Source organism: Burkholderia sp. RF7-non_BP4, from assembly GCF_001521935.1.
Lineage (GTDB): Bacteria > Pseudomonadota > Gammaproteobacteria > Burkholderiales > Burkholderiaceae > Burkholderia > Burkholderia diffusa.
Genome location: NZ_LOTA01000095.1, coordinates 175,663 through 194,047, shown reverse-complemented (window position 1 = coordinate 194,047; position 18,385 = coordinate 175,663). Strand labels below are relative to the sequence as shown.

The 18,385-nt window shown below is 66.9% G+C and carries 19 protein-coding genes; 15 read left to right on the top strand and 4 right to left on the bottom strand.

The window, feature by feature from the left end:
* The first annotated feature begins 360 nt into the window (after positions 1-360).
* The 5 genes from WS49_RS30775 to WS49_RS30755 all read left to right on the top strand — a co-directional run bounded on the left by WS49_RS30775 (position 361) and on the right by WS49_RS30755 (position 3,957).
* Positions 361-1,167, top strand: coding sequence for a transporter substrate-binding domain-containing protein (locus WS49_RS30775; protein WP_059536415.1), 807 nt, complete (start codon positions 361-363; stop codon positions 1,165-1,167).
* A gap of 89 nt (positions 1,168-1,256) precedes the next feature.
* Positions 1,257-1,943 carry an amino acid ABC transporter permease gene (locus WS49_RS30770; RefSeq protein WP_059536410.1) on the top strand — a complete coding sequence of 229 codons (687 nt, stop codon included), beginning with the start codon at positions 1,257-1,259 and terminating at the stop codon, positions 1,941-1,943.
* A complete protein-coding gene (locus tag WS49_RS30765) occupies positions 1,940-2,590 on the top strand; it encodes an amino acid ABC transporter permease (protein ID WP_059536407.1) in 651 nt (216 codons plus the stop codon). The genes WS49_RS30770 and WS49_RS30765 overlap by 4 nt, the downstream gene beginning before the upstream one ends.
* The gene (locus WS49_RS30760) at positions 2,577-3,326 is read left to right on the top strand and encodes an amino acid ABC transporter ATP-binding protein (protein ID WP_059536403.1); all 750 of its coding nucleotides are present in this window, start codon (positions 2,577-2,579) and stop codon (positions 3,324-3,326) included. Before WS49_RS30765 ends, WS49_RS30760 begins: the two co-directional genes overlap by 14 nt.
* Before the next feature lie 100 nt (positions 3,327-3,426).
* Positions 3,427-3,957 carry a GNAT family N-acetyltransferase gene (locus WS49_RS30755; RefSeq protein ID WP_059536399.1) on the top strand — a complete coding sequence of 177 codons (531 nt, stop codon included), beginning with the start codon at positions 3,427-3,429 and terminating at the stop codon, positions 3,955-3,957.
* Positions 3,958-3,970: 13 nt separating this feature from the next.
* Here WS49_RS30755 and WS49_RS30750 read toward each other — a convergent pair whose 3' ends face one another.
* Complete coding sequence (locus WS49_RS30750) at positions 3,971-4,849, bottom strand: LysR substrate-binding domain-containing protein (protein WP_059536395.1); 879 nt, start codon at positions 4,847-4,849, stop codon at positions 3,971-3,973.
* A gap of 126 nt (positions 4,850-4,975) precedes the next feature.
* Here WS49_RS30750 and argH point away from each other — a divergent pair, with 126 nt between their 5' ends.
* From argH to WS49_RS30705, 9 genes are all read left to right on the top strand, one after another.
* Entirely contained in the window at positions 4,976-6,409 is a 1,434-nt protein-coding gene (gene argH, locus WS49_RS30745) for an argininosuccinate lyase (RefSeq protein ID WP_059536391.1), read from the top strand.
* A complete protein-coding gene (locus tag WS49_RS30740; RefSeq protein WP_059537348.1) occupies positions 6,403-7,293 on the top strand; it encodes an amino acid ABC transporter permease in 891 nt (296 codons plus the stop codon). The genes argH and WS49_RS30740 overlap by 7 nt, the downstream gene beginning before the upstream one ends.
* Before the next feature lie 32 nt (positions 7,294-7,325).
* Positions 7,326-8,093: an amino acid ABC transporter ATP-binding protein gene (locus tag WS49_RS30735; RefSeq protein WP_059536387.1), complete on the top strand. Its 768-nt coding sequence runs from the start codon at positions 7,326-7,328 to the stop codon at positions 8,091-8,093.
* 77 nt (positions 8,094-8,170) lie between these two features.
* The gene (locus tag WS49_RS30730) at positions 8,171-9,004 is read left to right on the top strand and encodes an ABC transporter substrate-binding protein (RefSeq protein WP_059536384.1); all 834 of its coding nucleotides are present in this window, start codon (positions 8,171-8,173) and stop codon (positions 9,002-9,004) included.
* A gap of 7 nt (positions 9,005-9,011) precedes the next feature.
* Positions 9,012-9,884 (top strand): polysaccharide deacetylase family protein, encoded by an 873-nt coding sequence (locus tag WS49_RS30725; protein WP_059536380.1) that lies wholly within the window; start codon positions 9,012-9,014, stop codon positions 9,882-9,884.
* Positions 9,881-10,789, top strand: a complete 909-nt coding sequence (locus WS49_RS30720) for a polysaccharide deacetylase family protein (protein WP_059536378.1) — start codon at positions 9,881-9,883, stop codon at positions 10,787-10,789. The genes WS49_RS30725 and WS49_RS30720 overlap by 4 nt, the downstream gene beginning before the upstream one ends.
* Positions 10,786-12,192, top strand: coding sequence for an MmgE/PrpD family protein (locus tag WS49_RS30715; RefSeq protein WP_059536375.1), 1,407 nt, complete (start codon positions 10,786-10,788; stop codon positions 12,190-12,192). Before WS49_RS30720 ends, WS49_RS30715 begins: the two co-directional genes overlap by 4 nt.
* Positions 12,193-12,346: 154 nt before the next feature.
* A complete protein-coding gene (locus tag WS49_RS30710; RefSeq protein ID WP_059536372.1) occupies positions 12,347-13,912 on the top strand; it encodes a methyl-accepting chemotaxis protein in 1,566 nt (521 codons plus the stop codon).
* Positions 13,913-13,998: 86 nt separating this feature from the next.
* Positions 13,999-15,012 carry a hypothetical protein gene (locus WS49_RS30705; protein WP_059536370.1) on the top strand — a complete coding sequence of 338 codons (1,014 nt, stop codon included), beginning with the start codon at positions 13,999-14,001 and terminating at the stop codon, positions 15,010-15,012.
* A gap of 216 nt (positions 15,013-15,228) precedes the next feature.
* Here WS49_RS30705 and WS49_RS30700 read toward each other — a convergent pair whose 3' ends face one another.
* The 3 genes from WS49_RS30700 to WS49_RS35435 form a co-directional block, all read right to left on the bottom strand.
* Positions 15,229-16,227 carry an ABC transporter substrate-binding protein gene (locus tag WS49_RS30700; protein ID WP_059536367.1) on the bottom strand — a complete coding sequence of 333 codons (999 nt, stop codon included), beginning with the start codon at positions 16,225-16,227 and terminating at the stop codon, positions 15,229-15,231.
* 66 nt (positions 16,228-16,293) lie between these two features.
* Positions 16,294-16,638 carry a DUF3088 domain-containing protein gene (locus WS49_RS30695; protein ID WP_059536364.1) on the bottom strand — a complete coding sequence of 115 codons (345 nt, stop codon included), beginning with the start codon at positions 16,636-16,638 and terminating at the stop codon, positions 16,294-16,296.
* A 95-nt stretch (positions 16,639-16,733) separates the two neighbouring features.
* The gene (locus WS49_RS35435; RefSeq protein ID WP_156437207.1) at positions 16,734-17,123 is read right to left on the bottom strand and encodes a hypothetical protein; all 390 of its coding nucleotides are present in this window, start codon (positions 17,121-17,123) and stop codon (positions 16,734-16,736) included.
* Here WS49_RS35435 and WS49_RS30685 point away from each other — a divergent pair.
* Positions 17,122-18,306, top strand: coding sequence for a porin (locus WS49_RS30685; RefSeq protein WP_059536358.1), 1,185 nt, complete (start codon positions 17,122-17,124; stop codon positions 18,304-18,306). The two genes, WS49_RS35435 and WS49_RS30685, sit on opposite strands and share 2 nt — an antisense overlap.
* The last annotated feature ends 79 nt before the right edge of the window (positions 18,307-18,385 follow it).

Genomic DNA, 18,385 nt, shown 5'->3' with positions numbered 1-18,385 from the left:
GGTACCTCGCGAACGTATTCAGCCGTAATTCCGGTCACAAACAGAATGCAAATTTCGACTGAACCTGTTCGAATCCGCGCATATGGGCCTCGGTGACGACGCCGCAAGGCGGACACGCCGGCGTCCGAATCCCCCGGGTGTACCAGTCAGGTAATTTGGTGCGTCGGCGCGCACTGCGGGGGCAACCGCCGCCGCGTGCGCCGATTCGTGCACCGAAATGAGGAATCCGGTTCACCGGAATTTCCGTATCGTGCCGGTGCGGCAAGCATTTCACGGCGATGGCCCGGTTTTTGCTGGAGGTGTCCGGCCGCGCAACGGTTGCGCGCTGCCCGACGACATACCAGACAAGGAAGATTCACCGTGAGCCCGACGACTCGACCGTTCCCCCGACGCACCTGGCTGGCTGCGTTGATCGCAGCCCCCGTGATGGCGCTGTTCGCTGCCGCGCCGGCGCATGCCGATGCGCTCGACACCATCGCGAAAAGCGGCGCGCTGCGCGTCGCGGTGCCTGAAGACTATCCGCCGTTCGGCTCGGTCGGCACGGACATGCAGCCGCAGGGCTACGACATCGACATGGCCGAACTGCTCGCCAAATCGCTCGGCGTGAAGCTGAAACTGGTGCCCGTGAACAGCGCGAACCGGATTCCGTATCTGACGACCAACAAGGTCGACATGGTGATCTCGTCGCTCGGCAAGACGCCGGAGCGCGAGAAGGTCATCGACTTCTCGACCGCGTACGCGCCGTATTTCCAGGGTGTGTTCGGCCCGGCGGACGTGAAGGTGGGCGCGCCCGCCGATCTGACCGGCAAGACGGTCGGCGCCACGCGCGGCGCGCTCGAGGAGATCGCGCTGTCGCAGCTCGCACCGAATGCGACGATCAAGCGCTTCGAGGACAACAACGCGACGATCCAGGCGTTCCTGTCGGGGCAAGTGCAGCTGATCGCCGCCGGCAACATCGTCGCGGCGGCGATTCTCGCGAAGAATCCGCCGCGTCGGCCCGAGGTCAAGTTCGTGATCAAGAATTCGCCGTGCTTCGTCGGCGTCAACAAGAACGAACCGCGCCTGCTCGCGAAGATCGACGATGCGATCGCGCACGCGAAGCAGGACGGCACGCTGGGCGCGATGTCGAAGAAGTGGCTCGGCCAGCCGTTGCCGGCCGGCCTGTGACGGATCGCCGTGTCGTCTGATACATCGCCGCGGCCGGCATCGCCGGCGCGGCGGGTGTCGTTGTCCGAACCCGAATTCATTCAATCGTCATGAGCTATCAGCTTCAATTCGGCGAGCTCGCCGAATACGCCGGCGTGTTCGCCAGCGGCGCGGCGATCACGCTTGCGCTGACCGCGGTCGCGACCGTGCTCGGCGTGGCGATCGGCGTGCTCGGCGCGGCCGCGTACAGCGCCGACGCGCCCGCGGCCGTGCGGCTGCGCCCGCTGATCGGCGCGTACGTCGAGGCGATCCGCAATACGCCGTTCGTCGTCCAGCTGTTCTTCATCTTCTTCGGATTGCCCGCGCTCGGCGTGCACATCGACGAATACACGGCCGCGATTCTCGCGATGACGCTCAATCTCGGCGCGTATTCGGTCGAGATCGTGCGCGCGGGCGTCGCCGCCGTCCCGAACGGGCATCTGGAGGCGGCATCCGCGCTCGCGATGTCGCGCGCGCAGATGCTGCGCCACGTCGTGCTGCCGCAGGCGCTCGCCAAGGTGTTTCCCGCGCTCTCGAGCCAGATCGTGATCACGATGCTCGGTTCGGCGGTCGTGTCGCAGATCTCGGTGGCCGATCTGACCTACGCGGCGGGCTACATCCAGTCGCGCAACTTCCGCGCATTCGAGACGTATTTCGTCATCACGCTCGCGTATCTGGCGATGGCGCTGCTGCTGCGTGGCGCGCTCGGCACGATGGGGCGCCGCCTGTTCTCCCGCCGCGTGCGAGGTGCGCGATGACCGATTTCACCTTCGGGCAGATTCTCGCGAACCTGCTGCTGGCCGCGCGCTGGACGATCGTGCTGTCGATCGTGTCGTTCGTGTCCGGCGGCCTCGTCGGCCTCGGGCTGCTCGTGATGCGCGTGTCGAGTTCGACGGCGTTGCGCGGCATCGCGAAGCTGTACATCGAAGTGTTTCAGGGCACGCCGTTGCTGATGCAACTATTCATCGTGTTCTTCGGCCTGCCGCTCGTCGGGCTCGACGTGCCGCCCTGGGTCGCGGCCACGGCAGGGCTCACGTTCTTCACCAGCGCGTATCTCGCGGAAGTCTGGCGCGGGTGCGTCGAGGCCGTGCCGAAAGGGCAGTGGGAGGCGTCGTCGAGCCTGGCCATGAGCTACGTCGAGCAGTTGCGTCACGTGATCCTCCCGCAGGCCGCCCGCATCGCGATCGCGCCGACGGTCGGCTTCGGCGTGCAGGCCGTGAAGGACACGGCATTGGTATCGATCATCGGCTTCACCGAGCTGACGAAGGTCGGCATCGCGATCTCGAACGCGACGTTCCGCCCGTTCGTCGTGTACGGCCTCGTCGCGTTGATCTATTTCGCGCTGTGTTATCCGCTTACCCGTTATGCGCGCACGTTGCAAAGGAGATGGCATGCCGCTCGTTGAAACCCGTGGTCTCGAAAAGAACTTCGGCACCCATCATGTGCTCAAGGGCATCGATTTTTCCGTCGAGCGCGGGCAGGTCGTATCGATCATCGGCCGCAGCGGTTCAGGCAAGAGCACGCTGCTGCGCACGCTCAACGGGCTCGAGAGCATCGACGCAGGCACGATCACGGTCGATGGCGAACGCGTCGATGCGCGGCACGCCGACCTGCGTGCGTTGCGGCTCAAGGTCGGAATGGTGTTTCAGCAGTACAACCTGTTTCCGCATCTGAGCGCCGGGCAAAACGTGATGCTCGCGCAGTCGGTCGTGAAGAACACGCATCGCCAGCAGGCGCGCGCGATCGCGGAGCTGATGCTCGAACGCGTCGGCCTCGGCGACAAGTTCGACGCGTTCCCGGAGCAGTTGTCGGGTGGCCAGCAGCAGCGCGTCGCGATCGCGCGTGCGCTCGCGATGAAGCCGAGCGTGCTGCTGTGCGACGAAATCACGTCCGCGCTCGATCCCGAGCTCGTCGGCGAGGTGCTGGGCGTCGTCGAGCAACTCGCGCGCGAGGACATGACGCTGATCATGGTCACGCACGAGATGAACTTCGCGCGTGCGGTGAGCGACAGGATCGTCTTCATGCACCAGGGCAGGGTGTGGGAGAGCGGGACGGCCGAAGACATCTTCGAGCGGCCGCAGACGGTGGAATTGACGCGGTTTCTGGGCAGCGTCCGGAACACGGAAGCCGTGGCGCGCTGATCGGCCATGCCTGCGCGGTGCTGACATCGTCGCCCGGATCGCCGACAATCCGGCGTGTGCGCCGCGCCCGCGCGCGCCGAGCCGCCCGAGAGAGTCCTCCATGTCCGGAATATCCATCAGGTCCGCCAGCCTCGACGATGCGCAGGCGATCGCCGATTTTCACGTCAAGGTCTGGCGGCATACCTATCGCGATCTCGCGCCGGCGCACGCGCATGCCGTCCTCGACGAGCAGTATCGCGGCGGAAAATGGCGGGAGAAGCTGGCGACGAACGCGCGCGATCAGCTGGTGCTCGTGGCGCAATCCGATGGCACGATCGTCGGCATCGGAGCGGCCGGTGCGCCGTCGGAGCCGATTTTCGGCGGCCGTGGCGAAATCAAGTTCCTTTATGTCGATCCCGACTTCAAGCGTCGCGGCATCGGCCGCATGCTGCTTGCGCAACTCGCCGCGCATCTGCAAGCGTTGCGGTATTCGGGCGCCGCGTTGAGCGTGGTCAAGGGAAACGCGGCCGCGATCGCGTTTTACGAGGCGTTGAACGGCCGGTTCGCGGGCGAGTACGTCGATGCGGGGCCGATCTGGCGATCGCGGAACATCGTCATGGTGTGGGACGACTTCGCGAGTCTCGTTGCCTGATATCCAGCGCGCGTCACGCGAGGCGCGCGCGCAGCCACGACGTGAACGCGGTCACGAGCGGCGTTTCGGTCAGCTCGTGACGCGTGACGAGATAGTACGCGTGACGTGACGGCACCGTTTCGCTGAAAGGCCGCACGAGCGTGCCGTCGATCAGGTCGTCGCGCACCGACAGGCTGTCGCCGAGCGCGACGCCCTGGCCGTGCGCCGCGGCTTCGACACCGATGTGCGCGTTGCCGATCTCGAGGATGCGGATGCCCGGCAGCCGGTCGGCCTTCGCTTCGGCCAGCCAGCGCATCCACGAGCCCGCGTGCTCGCAGAACAGCGTGCGCCCCGCGAGATCCTGCACCTTGCGGATCGCATCGCGCCCGTTCATCAGCGCGGGGCTCACGACCGGAAACAGCGCCGGATGCTCGAGCAGCTCGACGTGCCGGTTGCGCCAGTTGCCTTCCCCGTAGCGGATGCAGACGTCGACATCCGGCGAATGGATTTCGCGCTCGTCGTTCGACGGAATCACCTTCAGATGGATGCCCGGATAGCGCTCGAGAAAATCGCCGATGTGCCGGGCGAGCCAGCGCGACGTCAGCGACAACGGCGTCGACACGACGAGATCGCCGACGGCAGCCGGCGAATCGAGCCGGACGGTGGCGTTCGCGATGATGTCGAACGCGGTGCCGACCGGTTCCAGCAGCGCTTCGCCCTCGGGCGTCAGCTTCACGCGCGCCTTTGATCTGACGAATAAGGCGACGCCGAGCGTGCTTTCGAGAATCCGGATCTGGTGGCTCACCGCGCTCGCGGTCACGTGCAGTTCGTCGGCGGCGGCCGACACGCTGCCGCGCCGGGCGGCGGCCTCGAACGCGCGAAGCGGGTTCAACGGGGGGAGGCGATTGCGCATCGGCGGGGGTGTCGGCAGCGACGGTGCTGAGAAAAATTTCATTTAAGCGGATTCAATTTCTCGCTACAACAAAAAAAATTGAATGCCTACAGTGGGGGCACTCCAACCGAGACAAGGTCGACCGCAATGAGCCTTACCGAACCGATCGAGCGCCTGTGGGGCGGTCGCTTCCAGTCCGAACCGTCCGACGCGCTGCAGAACCTGTCGCGCTCCGATCCGAGTTTCTACCGACTCGTCCCGTACGACCTGGCAGGCTCCCGCGCGCATGCACGCGAGTTGAACCGCGCCGGCATCGTGAACGACGACGAGCTCGCGCAACTGCTGGCCGCGATGGACGGCATCGCACGCGACTACGCGGCCGGCGCGATCGCGCCGTCGCTCGCCGACGAGGATGTGCACACGTTCCTCGAACGCGTGCTCACGCAGCGGCTGCCGGCGCTCGGCGGCAAGCTGCGCGCGGGGCGCTCGCGCAACGACCAGGCGGCGAACGACCTGCGCCTGTATCTGCGCGACAAGGCGCGCCAGCTCGTGCGCGGCGTGCTCGACCTGCAGGATGCGCTGATCAGCCAAGCCAGCCGGCACATCGATACGGTCACCGCCGGCTTCACCCACCTGCAGCCCGCGCAGCCGATCGTGTTCGGCCATCAGTTGCTCGCGCATGCGCAGTCGCTGTATCGCGATGCCGACCGCCTGGTCGACTGGGACCGCCGCACCGCACGCTCGCCGCTCGGCGCGGCCGCGCTGGCCGGCTCGGCGATCTGCGTGCGGCCCGATCTTTCCGCGCGGGAGCTCGGTTACGACGCGCCGTGCGAGAACTCGATCGACGCGGTGGCCGCGCGCGATCACGTCGCCGAATTCGCGTTCGTCACGAGCATGCTGGCGGTGGATCTGTCTCGCCTGTCGGAAGAAGTGATCCTGTGGACGTCGCGGCAATTCCGCTGGGTGGAACTCGACGACGGCTACGCGACAGGCAGCTCGATCATGCCGCAGAAGAAGAACCCGGACATCGCGGAACTCACGCGCGGCAAGGCGGGGCGCCTGATCGGCAACCTGACGGGCCTGCTCACGACGCTCAAGTCGCTGCCGCTCGCGTACAACCGCGATCTCGCGGAAGACAAGATCGCCGCGTTCGATTCGATCGACACGCTCGAACTCGTGCTGCCGGCGATGGCGGGAATGATCCGCACGATGCGCGTGAACGTCGACGAGATGCGCCGCCAGGCGCCGCTCGGCTTCACGCTCGCGACCGAGGTCGCCGACTGGCTGGCGCTGTCGGGCGTGCCGTTCAGCGAGGCGCACGAGATCACCGGCGCGCTCGTGCGCGCGTGCGAACGCGACGGCATCGAGCTCGCGGATGCCAGCGCGGAGCAACTGCAGGCCGTCGACCCGCGCCTCGCGCCGGCGGTGCGCGCGCATCTGACGCTCGACGCGGCCGTCGCCGCGCGCGGCGGCGCCGGCGGCACGTCGCCCGCGCGCGTGCGCGAGCAGATCGGCCGCCTGAGCATCGCGATCGAACGCCAGGCCGCGTGGGCGGCCGACTACCGGGGGCCGTCATGCTGAGCGCATCCGATTCGCACCGTCTCGACGGCGCACCGGCCGCGGCCGTCGCCGCGGACGACACCGCCGCACTCGTGCGCGTGCGCCGGCGCTACTGGGGCCGCTATGTCGCGTCGATCGCGATCATCGCCGCGCTCGCCTACGTGGCGCTCGCGTTCGCGCGTGGGCAGATCGAATGGCGCGTCGTCGGCCAGTTCCTGACCGCGCGGTCGATTCTCACCGGCCTCGGCAACACGATCGTGATGACTGTCCTCGCGATGACGCTCGGCATCGTGCTCGGGGTCGTCACCGCGGTGATGCGGCTGTCGTCGAACCCGGTGCTCGGCGCGATCGCGCAGGGCTACATCTGGCTGTTCCGCGGCACGCCGGTGATCCTCCAGCTGCTGCTGTGGTTCAACCTCGCGCTGGTGTTTCCGACGCTCGGCATTCCCGGAATCGCCGAGTTCAGGACCGTCGACATGATGACGCCGTTCCTCGCGGCGGTGCTCGGGCTCGGCATCAACCAGGGTGCGTATACGTCGGAAGTCGTGCGCGCGGGGCTGCTGTCGGTCGACACCGGCCAGTACGAGGCCGCGAAATCGATCGGCATGGCGCGCCTGCAGGCACTGCGCCGAATCATCCTGCCACAGGCGATGCGCGTGATCGTGCCGCCGATCGGCAACGAGCTGATCGGCATGGTCAAGCTGACGTCGCTCGCGAGCGTCGTGCAGTACGCGGAGATGCTGCACAACGCGCAGAACATTTATTACGCGAATGCGCGCGTGATCGAGCTGCTGATCGTCGCGGGCATCTGGTATCTCGCGGTCGTCACCGTGCTGTCGTTCGCGCAGGCTCGCGTCGAACGGCGCTTCGCACGCGGCGCAGGCCGCGCGGCGGGCCGTAAATGAGCGGCGCGACTCACAATCGTAAGGAGAACGTCATGACGAACGCAGTCGTTCGCGCGGTCGACGTGCGCAAGGCGTACGGCGATTTCCAGGCGCTGCACGGCATCACGCTCGACGTCGCGCAGGGCGAAGTGCTGTGCATCATCGGGCCATCCGGCTCGGGCAAGAGCACGTTCCTGCGCTGCATCAACCAGCTCGAGACGATCAGCGCGGGTGCGCTGTGGGTCAACGGCGAGCTGGCCGGTTACCGGCGCACGGGCAACCGGCTCCACGAGCTGTCGGAGCGTCAGGTCGCGCGCCAGCGGCTCGCGACGAGCATGGTGTTCCAGCGCTTCAACCTGTTCCCGCACAAGACCGCGCTCGAAAACGTGATCGAGGGGCCCGTGCAGGTGCTCAAGCGCCGCCGTGCGCAAGCGGAAGAGGAGGCCCGCGCGCTGCTCGCGCGCGTCGGCCTTGCGCACAAGTGCGACGCGTTTCCGGTCGAGCTGTCGGGCGGTCAGCAGCAGCGCGTCGCGATCGCGCGGGCGCTCGCGATGCATCCGCAACTGATCCTGTTCGACGAACCGACGTCGGCGCTGGACCCGGAGCTCGTCGGCGAAGTGCTGGCCGTGATGCGCGATCTCGCGAAGAGCGGAATGACGATGATCGTCGTCACGCACGAGCTCGGCTTCGCGCGCGAGGTCGCCGATCGCGTCGTGTTCATGGACGGTGGCCGGATCGTCGAGAGCGGGCCGCCCGACCAGGTGCTCTCCGCACCGACACATGCGCGCACCCGCGACTTCATCTCGGCCGTGATTGCCTGAGCGGATCGCGCCGCCAACGAGACGTGCAACGCAGCACCGCGGTACCCCTTACACCACCACGACAAGGCGACACCCCCATGAAAGCATCCGTCCTGACCCGCACGCTGGCCGCTGTCGCATTCGGCGCGCTCGCACTTCACGCCTCCTTCGCGCTCGCGCAGGCCGCGAACGTCAAGCGCACGCTGAACGTCGCGATCGTGCCGAACTATCCGCCGTTCGAATACAAGGACCCGGCGACCGACAAGCTCGCGGGCTTCGACGTCGACCTCGGCGAGGCGCTCGCCGCGAAGATGGGCGTGAAGCTGAACTGGGTCGAGACGAGCTTCGACCAGATGATGAGCGCGGTCGCGACGCAGCGCGTCGACATGATCCTGTCCGGCATGACCGACCTGCCGACGCGCCGCGACGCCGTGACGTTCGTCGACTACATCGAGACGGGGCCGCAGTTCTACGTGCTGAAGACGCGCGCGGGCGAGTTCGCGCAGATGGGCGCGCTGTGCGGCAAGCGCGTCGGGTCGAGCCGGCGCACGTCGTTCCCGGACAACACGACCGCGTGGAGCGCGGAGAACTGCGTGAAGGCCGGCAAGCCGGCGATCGTGGTGGTCGGCACCGACGGCTCGTCGGATGCGCGCATGCAGCTGCGCCAGAACCGCATCGACGCGGCCGTGCAGGGCGGCGAGACGCTGCCGTACCAGAACAGCCTCGAGCAGAACGCCTACGCGCCGGTCGGCAAGCCGTTCCTGTCGCAATACACGGGCATCGGCGTCGCGAAGAGCAACACCGCGCTGAGCAGCGCGCTGACGACGGCGCTCAACCAGATGATCGCGGACGGGTCGTATCACAAGCTGCTCGCGAAATGGGGGCTGCAGGAGCACGCGGTGGCGAAGGCGATGGTCAACGGCACGCACTGAGCGCGCGATGACGGCCCTGGCTCCCCGCTGGCCGGACGCGAAGCGCGCGTGCGTCGCGCTCGCGTTCGATCTCGACGGCCCGACCGGCGACGCGATGCTGAACGGGTCGATCTGGCGCAACCCCGCGTATTTCACGCTCGGCAGCTACGGGCCATGGCGCGCGCTCGGCCGGCTGCTCGACGTGCTCGCGTCGTTCGACCTGCCCGCGACGTTCTTCGTGCCCGCGTGGGTTGCGCGGACCTGGCCCGCGCAATGCGCGGCGATCGTCGAGCGCGGACACGAGATCGGTTATCACGGCTACCGGCACGAAGCGTTCTGGACGCTCGAACCCGAACGGCAGCGCGAGATCATGGCGCAGTCGGCCGAGGTGCTCTACCGCACGCTCGGTGTGCGGCCGGTCGGCTTCCGCACGCCGTCCGGCGACTGGAGCGCGGCGACGGTGGGCGTGCTGCGCGAAGCCGGTGTGCGCTATTCGAGTTCGATGCGCGGCGACGATCGTCCCTATCTGCTGCCCGGCGTCGACGGCGAGCCGTCACTTGTCGAGATTCCCGGCCGCTGGGAGACCGACGATTACGCGTCGCTCGCGTATCACCGCAATCCCGACTATCCGGCCGGGCTCGACCGGATCGCCGGCTACGATGCGACGCTCGACAACTGGACGCGCGAGTTCGACGGCATATACCGCGAAGGGCTGTGCCTGACGACGCTGCTGCATCCGAAAGTCTGCGGCAAGCCCGGTCGCCTCGCACTGCTCGAAGCGTGGTTCGAACACATGTGCGAGCGGGACGGCGTCTGGTTCGCGCGTTGTCGCGAAGTGGCCGACTGGTGGCTCGCGCAGCACGCGCACAACACGCAACCGACGCAACGGAGCAGCCCGTGACGACACTTCCAGCCTGGCCGGACGGCGCGCGCTGCGCGGTCGCGATCACGGTCGACTTCAACGACATACACGGTATCCAGACACGCGAGCCGCGCATCGTCGGCCGCGAGAAATCGCTGTCTGTATGGCGTTACGGCGCGATGCGCGGCGTCGACCGGCTGCTCGAGGCGTTCGATGCGTCCGGTGTGCCCGCGAGCTGGTTCGTCCCGGGCATCGTCGCCGAAACGCATGCGGACGCCGTACGCGAGATCGCCGCTGCCGGCCATGAACTCGGCGTGAGCGGCTATCGCTGCGAAGACTTCGACGCGCTGCCGCTCGCCGCGCAGATCGACGCGTGCCGCACCGGGCGCGCGGCGCTTGCGGACACGATCGGCCGCGACGTGGAAGGTTTTCGCTCGTTCACCGGAAACTGGGCCGACGGCTTCGCGGACTGGCTCGTCGCGGCAGGCTTCACGTGGTCGTCGTCGTGGCGCGGAGACGATCTGCCGTACGTGCATCCGCGCGGCGACGACCGCGCGGACGGCGCGCGGCTCGTCGAGCTGCCGCTGCACTACGAGCTCGAGGACGAGCCGTACTTCGAGTTCAACCTGTCGCCGCCGGTGCCGGCCGGCCAGCCGCGCATCGCGGCGTACCGCGACGTACTCGACAACTGGCGGCGAGACGTCGACGCGTTTCGCCGCTTCGGGCTGTGCTGCGTGCTGCGCCTGCATCCCGAGATCATCGGCACCGCGGGGCGCATCGACTTGCTGCGCGCGTTGCTCGCTCATCTGCGCGACGCGGGCGACGTATGGTTCGCGACCGGGCGCGACATCGCGCGCTGGTGGCGTGCCCGGATGCCCGTCAATCCGCCGGGCCATCCGGTCGACGTGTTCGCGCATTGTCTGGCGGACGAATCGGCGCGATGAAGACGGGGACGCAAACGCGCGCCACGCGGCTCGCGGCGTTCGTCGCGCAGACGGCCGCCGATGCGTTGCCGGACGACGTCGTCGCGAAGGCCAAGCGTCATGTGCTCGATACGTTCGGCGCGGCGCTGGCGGGTACGTTCGCGGTCGAGACGCGCAGTGCGCGGGCGCTGACCGGCACGGTCGAGCGTGGCGGCACAACGCTGTGGGGTACACGACGGGCCGCGGGTGCGCGCGATGCGGCGTTCGTGAACGGAATCGCCGCGCACGCGCTCGAACTCGACGATTCCGGCGGCTGCGATCATTCGGGCGCGGTCGTGATGCCGGCCGTGCTCGCCGCGCTGTCGTGTGCGCAACGCCCCGTGACCGGCCGGGAATGCGTGGCCGCGATCGTGCTCGGCTACGACGTCGGCCGGCGCGTGCTCGAGGCGGCTGGCGGCTACGCGGCGCACAACGGGGCCGGCTGGCACTCGACGCTCAGTTGCGGCGTGTTCGGCGCGGCGGCGGCAAGCGCACGCGTGCTCGGGCTCGACGCCGCGCGCACGCGCGACGCGCTCGGCCATGCGGCGAGTTTCTCCGGTGGCTTGTGGGGCTTCATCCATGACGGATCGCAGACGAAGCGGCTGCATGCCGGCCGCGCGGCGGAAGGGGGCGTGCTCGCGGCGCTGCTCGCACGCGAAGGCGTGAGCGGCCCGGCCAGCGTGTTCGACGACGTTTGGGGCGGCTTCTTCAACACCTTCGCCGCGCAATCGCATGCGCCCGACGCATTGACCGACGGCCTCGGCGTGCACTGGAAACTGATGCGCTGCTCGATCAAGCCGCACGCGTCGTGCCGCAGCGCGCATGCGGCGGTCGACGCGGCGCTGCAGCTTGCCGAAGGTCGCACGTTCGAGGCCGGTGAAATCGAGCGGGTGGTCGTGCGGACGAGCGCATTCGTCGCCCGGATGTGCGGCGGCCGTGACCTGTCGACACTGTCGTCGTCGCAGATGAGCCTGCCGTACGCGGTTGCGGCCGCGCTTGCGTTCGGCGACACGGGGATCGGTGCCTATCGCGACGACAGGCGCACGGACTCGCGCGTCACGGCGCTGCTCGCGCGCATCGCGATCGAGGTCGATCCGGCGCTCGGCGATCTCGACGAGCCGACCGTGATCCTGCATCGCACGGACGGGCGGCGGGAATCGCGTCACGTGCCGATCGCGCTCGGCGATCCGCGCAATCCGCTGTCCGATGCGGCGCTGCTGGCGAAGTTTCGTGCGCTGGCGGGCGTCGCGCTCGCCCCGGCACAGGCCGATGCGTTGAGCGACGCATGCCTGTCGCTGGAGCGGTTGTCGGACGCGCGGGTATTGAACGCGTTGCTCGCGGCCGATGACGGCGATTCACCTAACACGCCGAAATTCCGCCCATAACTCGCCGTTTCCGGAAACGTTCCTTGTCGGTTCCGCACTAATTCACGCGCCGCTCCGGTCGTTATCGAGGCATCGGTCTCGCACGTGCCGCCTTCGATCGACTGGACACGCATGCGTCGCATGCAACGGTTTCGTGCTCAACGCTTCCCTCATCATGATCAGGAATTTCAGCATTCGCGTCCGGCTGGCGCTGGCGATGGGCTTTCTCGGCGTGCTGCTCGTCATCGGCGGCATCATCGGCGTGATTGGCGTGGCGATAAGCAACGACGATGTGAAGACGCTGTATTCCGACCGGCTCGCATCGTCGGAGGCGCTTGGGCAGGCAAATGTCGCGCTGTCGAGAACCCGTCTATGGCTGTATCGCATCGCGCTCGATCCGGACAGCCCCGACGTGCCGCAGGAAACCGCGACATCCCGTGAACTACTCGCCGCGTCGAAAAAGGCGTGGGACGCGTATCGCGCGTTGCGGCTCTCCGGCCCCGAAGAAGCGCGCCGCGCGGCCGACGCGAACACGAAGTTCAACGCGCTCGTCGAGAAGGGCCTCGAACCGATGTTCGGCGCCATTGCGGCGCGCGATCCCGCGAAAATCCCCGACGTCTGGCGGCACATACCGCCGTCGCTGTTCATCGACGTCTCCGACGCGATGGACGCGCTCGGCCGCATCCAGATCACGGCCTCGCGGGTGACGTTCGATGCCGCGCAGGCTCGTTTCCACTGGTTCGTCGGCATCGCGATCGCCGGCATCCTGGTCGCGCTCGGCGCAGCCGTACTCACGTGGTGGTCGCTTCAGCGCGCGATCGGTGCGCCGCTTGCGCACGCACTCGATCATTTCAGCGCGATTGCCGGCGGCGACCTGACGACGCGGATCGACGTCGATTCGACCGACGAGATGGGGCAACTGATGACCGGCTTGCGGGCGATGCAAGGCAAGCTGCTGCAGACGATTCGCGTGGTGCGGGAAGGTTCGCACTCCATCGAGACGGCCGCGCACGAGATCACGGCCGGCAACATGGACCTGTCGCAACGGACCGAAGAGCAGGCCGCGTCGCTGGAGGAAACCGCCGCCTCGATGGAGCAACTGACTTCGACGGTGCGCCAGAATGCCGAGAACGCGAAGCAGGCGAATCAGGTGGTGCACGACGCGGCGTTGCTGACCGAAGAGGGTAATCAGGCGGCGCAGGAAGTCGTCAGCACGATGCGCGGTCTGTCGGAAGCGTCGGGCAAGATCGCCGAAATCATCTCCGTCATCGAAGGTATCGCATTCCAGACCAACATCCTGTCGTTGAATGCGGCCGTCGAAGCGGCGCGGGCAGGCGAGCAGGGACGCGGATTCGCGGTCGTCGCAGGCGAAGTGCGATCGCTCGCGCAACGCAGCGCCACGGCGTCCCGGGAGATCAAGGAACTCATCACGGATTCGCTGAGACGCGTCGAGACCGGTGCGCGACAGGTCGATCGCGCGACCGGGACGATGTCGGAGATCCTGACGTCGGTGCAACGCGTGCACGTGCTGATGGGCGAGATTGCCGCCGCGTCCGACGAGCAGTCCAGAGGCATCGAACAGGTGAATCAGGCGGTGACGCAAATGGATCAGGTGACGCAGCAGAACGCGGCGCTGGTTCAGCAGGCGTCGGCGGCCGCGCTGTCGCTGAGGGAGCAGGCGGGCCAGTTGGAGGCGACCGTCTCGGTCTTTCGGATCGGTGCCACGCAGGCTGTTGCGTAAACCCGGGCGACCGGTTACCTGAGGCAGCCTATAATCGTTACCAGCTTGTCCAGGAAATCGCGGTTACCAGGGTGAGGGGTGTCCAAATGGGACAGTGCCGTCGCATCTATTCGCGCTTCGTGCTCACAAGCTGGATCGCCGGTCTGGCGATTCTGGCCGGCCCAGGCCACGTGCACGCCGAGGACAGTCCGTCGACCTTGCCGACCGATGTCAAGCAATCTGAAAGAAAGCTCAACGTCTATGCCGTGTATGGCGACGGACGCGCGACCGAGGGTGGCGACATGCATTGGCGCGCCTACGAAGTCGGCTTCGGCGACGTCCTGAATAACTACCTCTCGGTCTACCTCGCGTACGTGAACGAGGGGCATCCCGTGGATCACCACCGTGACGGCTTCGCCGCCCTGGGTTCGTTTCGTTGGCCGCTCGGCAGTCGCGTGGCGCTCGAATTCTCGGCGGGACCGTATTTCAGCATGGACACGACGCATGTCGACAACGAGGTGCGTAACGAAAAGCGATGGGGGGTGCGTGCGTCAGCAGCGGTGCGGTATTACGTCGTTCCCAACCGCTTCTTCCTCAAGGTCCAGTACAACCACGTCCAGATGATTGGCGGATTCAATTCCGACGCGGTGCTCTTCGGCATCGGCTCGGATTTCGGCGGCGATCCCGGCCCCGCGCTTTCGGACGGCAAGACGCAGGTTAGCGTTTGGGCCGGCACGTCGCAGACGAACCGTCCTCAAGTGCCGATCGAGAAAGGGTATATGGTCGAAGTCAAGCGGCCGCTCGGCAATGCGTGGGCCTATTCGGCGAGCTTCGTCTACGAGGGCAATAATGGCGTCGCCGGTCGAAGAGGTGTGGCGGCGCAACTCTGGTACGTCGCGCCGATCAGGAGCAAATGGACGCTTTCGGCCGGCGTAGGTCCGTATCTCTCGCGTGACCGGGACGAAGCCTCGAGCAAGACGAGACTCAATGCCTTGCTCAGCGCGCAGGTGACGTATCAGGTCACGAATGACTGGGCTGCGAGCTTGCGCTTCAATCGTGTCGCAACCGGCAACGACAAGGATCAGGACATGTTCATGGTCGGCGTGACGCGGAATTTCTAGGCGCTGTGAATGCAGGTTCGCTGTGTTGCGATTTGAGTTGACATAATGCTGATGATCAGCGGTTTGGATGTGGTAGCTTTTTTAGAAATGTCGCATTTGGACCTCGGTAAGCCTATTCAGGCCGTGGCGGATTTGGGCCTGAAGCCTGACCGCACGGCAGAACGGCTGGCCGTCGTGTCATGCATCGCGCATGACGCCCATCCACCTTCCACCGCTTCACGCCGACGCCACCAACGCATTGAACGACGTATCCCAGAACGGCGCGACATTCGCCGGACCATCCAGCACGCCGATCCGCGCGAACACGTCCGCGACCTGCTGATGCTGCGCGACCACGTCGGACGTCACGGGCAGCAGCGCGTAGTCGTCGCTGCGCTGGGCGAACATCGCGGAGAGATCGGCGACCGGCACACGCGTCTCGCCGTTCTGCACGCGCGCATACGCATCGAAGTGCCCGTTCGCCCATGCATAAGCACGCTGGAACCGCAGCAACAGATCGCCAGTCGCCGCGCGCCGGCGCGGATCGTCGAGCGTGCGCGGATTCGCATAGACCGGGAAATTGCCGGACAGATAGCCCTTGCCCGTCTTCAGCACGCGGGCGCCATACCGATTGCGCGCGAGCTGGCCGTTGTAGCCGTAGATGGCCCACGCATCGAGATCGCCGCGATCGTACGCGGACAGCCCGTCGGTCGGCGACAAGTTGATCGGATGGATGTCGTCGAACCCGAGACCGGCCTCCGCGAGCTGCCGGTACAGGAAATAGTGCGACGTCGTCGCGCGCACGTACCCGACGCGCTTGCCCTTCAAGTCCGCGATGCTGCGGATCGGCGTTTCCTTGCGCGCGAGCGTGACCTGGTTGTTCAGGTCTTCGCGCGTGCGCGAGATGAACCGGACGCTGGCCTTCTGCCGCGCGGCGAATACCGCAGGAATCTCGCTGCCCGAGCCGATGTCGAGCGCATCCGCGTTCAGCGCCTCGATGTGCAGCACGCCGTTGTTGAGCTCGCGCCACTCGATCCGGTACGGCGTGTCGCTTAGCCCGGCCGCTTGCAGCAACGCACGCCAGCCGCCCTTGTAGGTCGCGACACGCAACGTGGTGCCGGCCAGATCGGTGCTGGCGGCCGGCGCGGCAAGCGCGGCCCGCGCGATTACAGGTGACGTCGCGAGCGCGGCGCCGGCGAACAGCAGGCGGCGGCGCGCCGCCGAAGTTGGCGCCATCGAATGCTCCTGTCGATTCAAGGAAAATGGAAAAAGGAAGCCGCCGCGCGCGACGGCCGACGTGCGTCAATGCACCGCCGGGAAGCCGTGGCGCTCGGCCAGCAGGTCGAGAATCCGGCGCGGATCGGTGACGAAGCGCACCGCGCCGAGCGTTTGCGCATCGTCCGGGGCCGGTTGCGCGCTGCCGAGCACGAGCACCGGCAGGCCCTGATGCGCGTCGTCGAGCGCGTCGATCACCGCGTGCCGCGGCCGTTCGAAACCGACGCGGCGCACGTCGACACGGTCGGCCCGATCGGGTGCGCTCGCGAGCAGCCCTTCGATCGCCAGCCCATGCGGACAGACAAAGTGTCGCCCCGGATACTTCGGATCGGCAAAGCCCGGTTCCAGCAGAAACAGCACATCCCGACTCATTTCACACGGCTCCCATGTTCACGGTTCGGCCGGCATGCACGCACACTGCATGCATGGCGCCCGGCGCAGGCCGGATCACGGCCGGATGCCCGACTCTACCGCCTCGCATCGTGCGGCCCTACGAACATTTTGCGGAATCGATATGCCGGCGCGCATACCGCATCTGCCGTGCGCCTCACAGTGCCGCGTTGCGTAAACACATCGTCAGCGAGACGAACTTCGGCGCGGCATCGAACGATTTCATCGATCGATATGGGCGCGAGCGCACGTTGCGGTCGCCCGGCGTTTGCCATCGATACCAATGCGTTCGCCGCAGCAAGCGAGCCGGACGCGATCGTGGCGCGTGCGCCGGGCGGGCATCGACGCGCATTGCAATCCGTTCGCGCAGCGAATTGCAAAGTACGGAACGAGTGTTCGCCGACCACGCCGAAGTCAATAGCATCGTGATCCTCGCAGACGTACCCATAAAAACAGAGGATATTCATGATCAAGAAATCGGTAGTCCTGGGTTTGGTTTCGATCGGTTCCATCGGCGCGCATGCGCAGAGTTCCGTCACGTTGTACGGCGTCGTCGACGCCGGGCTCGCCTATACGAACAACCAGGGCGGCGCGAGCAACATCCAACAGACGAGCGGCAAGCTGAGCGGCAGCCGCTGGGGCCTCAAAGGCAGCGAGGATCTCGGCGGCGGCCTGCAGGCGGTGTTCACGCTTGAAGGCGGATTCCGGCCGAGCGACGGCGGGCTCGGTCAGGGCGGCCGCCTGTTCGGCCGCTCCGCGTACGTCGGCCTGAACCAGGCCGGCCTCGGCACGCTGACGTTCGGCCGCCAGTACGAGCCGATCACCGACCTCGTCGCGCCGTACTCGGGTTCCGGCTTCTGGTCGCCGGCAACCCACGTCGGCGACAACGACAACCTGAACCAGAGCTTCCGCATCAACAACGCGGTGAAGTTCCGCAGCGCTACGATCGCCGGCTTCACGGCCGATGTGCTCTACGCCTTCAGCAACCAGGCGAACGGTGGCGCAGGCACCGGCTTCTCGAACAACAACGCATGGGGCGTGTCGGCGAACTACGTGAACGGCCCGTTCTCGGCCGGCGCGGGCTACGTGCGGCTGAATCACCCGAACGCGACGTCGAACACGAGTGGCGCGGTGGGCGGCGCGACCACGACGACCGGCAACGACTACAGCGGCGCATTCTTCTACGGGCTGAACGGCGGCGTGCGCAAGCAACAGATCGGCGTCGCGGGCGCGAACTACGCGCTGGGCCGCGCGACGCTCGGCTTCGCGTGGAGCCACACGCAACTCGATTATGTCGACGGCTCGTCGCGCAAGTTCAACAACTACGATGTAAACGGGCGCTACCAGATCACGCCGGCGGCGACGCTCATCGGCGTCTACACGTTCACCGACGGACGCGCGAGCGGCTTGCCGGGCACCGGCGGCCAGACGCTGAAGCCGCGCTGGCACCAATTCACGCTCGGGTTCGACTATGCGCTGTCGAAGCGCACCGACATCTATCTGTCCGGCATCTACCAGCTCGCGGCTGGCGATGCGAGCACCGCGACGTCGGGCGGCTATCGCAAGATCGCGGCGATCTCGAACATCGGCAGCGCGTCGTCGACGAACCGTCAGGTCGCGGTCGTCAGCGGGTTGCGCGTGAAGTTCTGAACGTGCGTCCAACATGACACGCGCGCGGCGCGATAAGCAAAGCGGGAATCGTTGTTTGTCGCGCCGCGCCCGGTTGCCG

Bases quoted from the DNA above. Each gene is read 5' to 3' on its own strand.
- WS49_RS30770 (WP_059536410.1), top strand. From the start codon at position 1,257: ATGAGCTATCAGCTTCAATTCGGCGAGCTCGCCGAATACGCCGGCGTG.
- WS49_RS30765 (WP_059536407.1), top strand. From the start codon at position 1,940: ATGACCGATTTCACCTTCGGGCAGATTCTCGCGAACCTGCTGCTGGCC.
- WS49_RS30760 (WP_059536403.1), top strand. From the start codon at position 2,577: ATGCCGCTCGTTGAAACCCGTGGTCTCGAAAAGAACTTCGGCACCCAT.
- WS49_RS30755 (WP_059536399.1), top strand. From the start codon at position 3,427: ATGTCCGGAATATCCATCAGGTCCGCCAGCCTCGACGATGCGCAGGCG.
- WS49_RS30750 (WP_059536395.1), bottom strand. From the start codon at position 4,849: ATGCGCAATCGCCTCCCCCCGTTGAACCCGCTTCGCGCGTTCGAGGCC.
- argH (WP_059536391.1), top strand. From the start codon at position 4,976: ATGAGCCTTACCGAACCGATCGAGCGCCTGTGGGGCGGTCGCTTCCAG.
- WS49_RS30740 (WP_059537348.1), top strand. From the start codon at position 6,403: ATGCTGAGCGCATCCGATTCGCACCGTCTCGACGGCGCACCGGCCGCG.
- WS49_RS30735 (WP_059536387.1), top strand. From the start codon at position 7,326: ATGACGAACGCAGTCGTTCGCGCGGTCGACGTGCGCAAGGCGTACGGC.
- WS49_RS30730 (WP_059536384.1), top strand. From the start codon at position 8,171: ATGAAAGCATCCGTCCTGACCCGCACGCTGGCCGCTGTCGCATTCGGC.
- WS49_RS30725 (WP_059536380.1), top strand. From the start codon at position 9,012: ATGACGGCCCTGGCTCCCCGCTGGCCGGACGCGAAGCGCGCGTGCGTC.
- WS49_RS30715 (WP_059536375.1), top strand. From the start codon at position 10,786: ATGAAGACGGGGACGCAAACGCGCGCCACGCGGCTCGCGGCGTTCGTC.
- WS49_RS30710 (WP_059536372.1), top strand. From the start codon at position 12,347: ATGATCAGGAATTTCAGCATTCGCGTCCGGCTGGCGCTGGCGATGGGC.
- WS49_RS30705 (WP_059536370.1), top strand. From the start codon at position 13,999: ATGGGACAGTGCCGTCGCATCTATTCGCGCTTCGTGCTCACAAGCTGG.
- WS49_RS30700 (WP_059536367.1), bottom strand. From the start codon at position 16,227: ATGGCGCCAACTTCGGCGGCGCGCCGCCGCCTGCTGTTCGCCGGCGCC.
- WS49_RS30695 (WP_059536364.1), bottom strand. From the start codon at position 16,638: ATGAGTCGGGATGTGCTGTTTCTGCTGGAACCGGGCTTTGCCGATCCG.
- WS49_RS30685 (WP_059536358.1), top strand. From the start codon at position 17,122: ATGATCAAGAAATCGGTAGTCCTGGGTTTGGTTTCGATCGGTTCCATC.
- WS49_RS35435 (WP_156437207.1), bottom strand. From the start codon at position 17,123: ATGAATATCCTCTGTTTTTATGGGTACGTCTGCGAGGATCACGATGCT.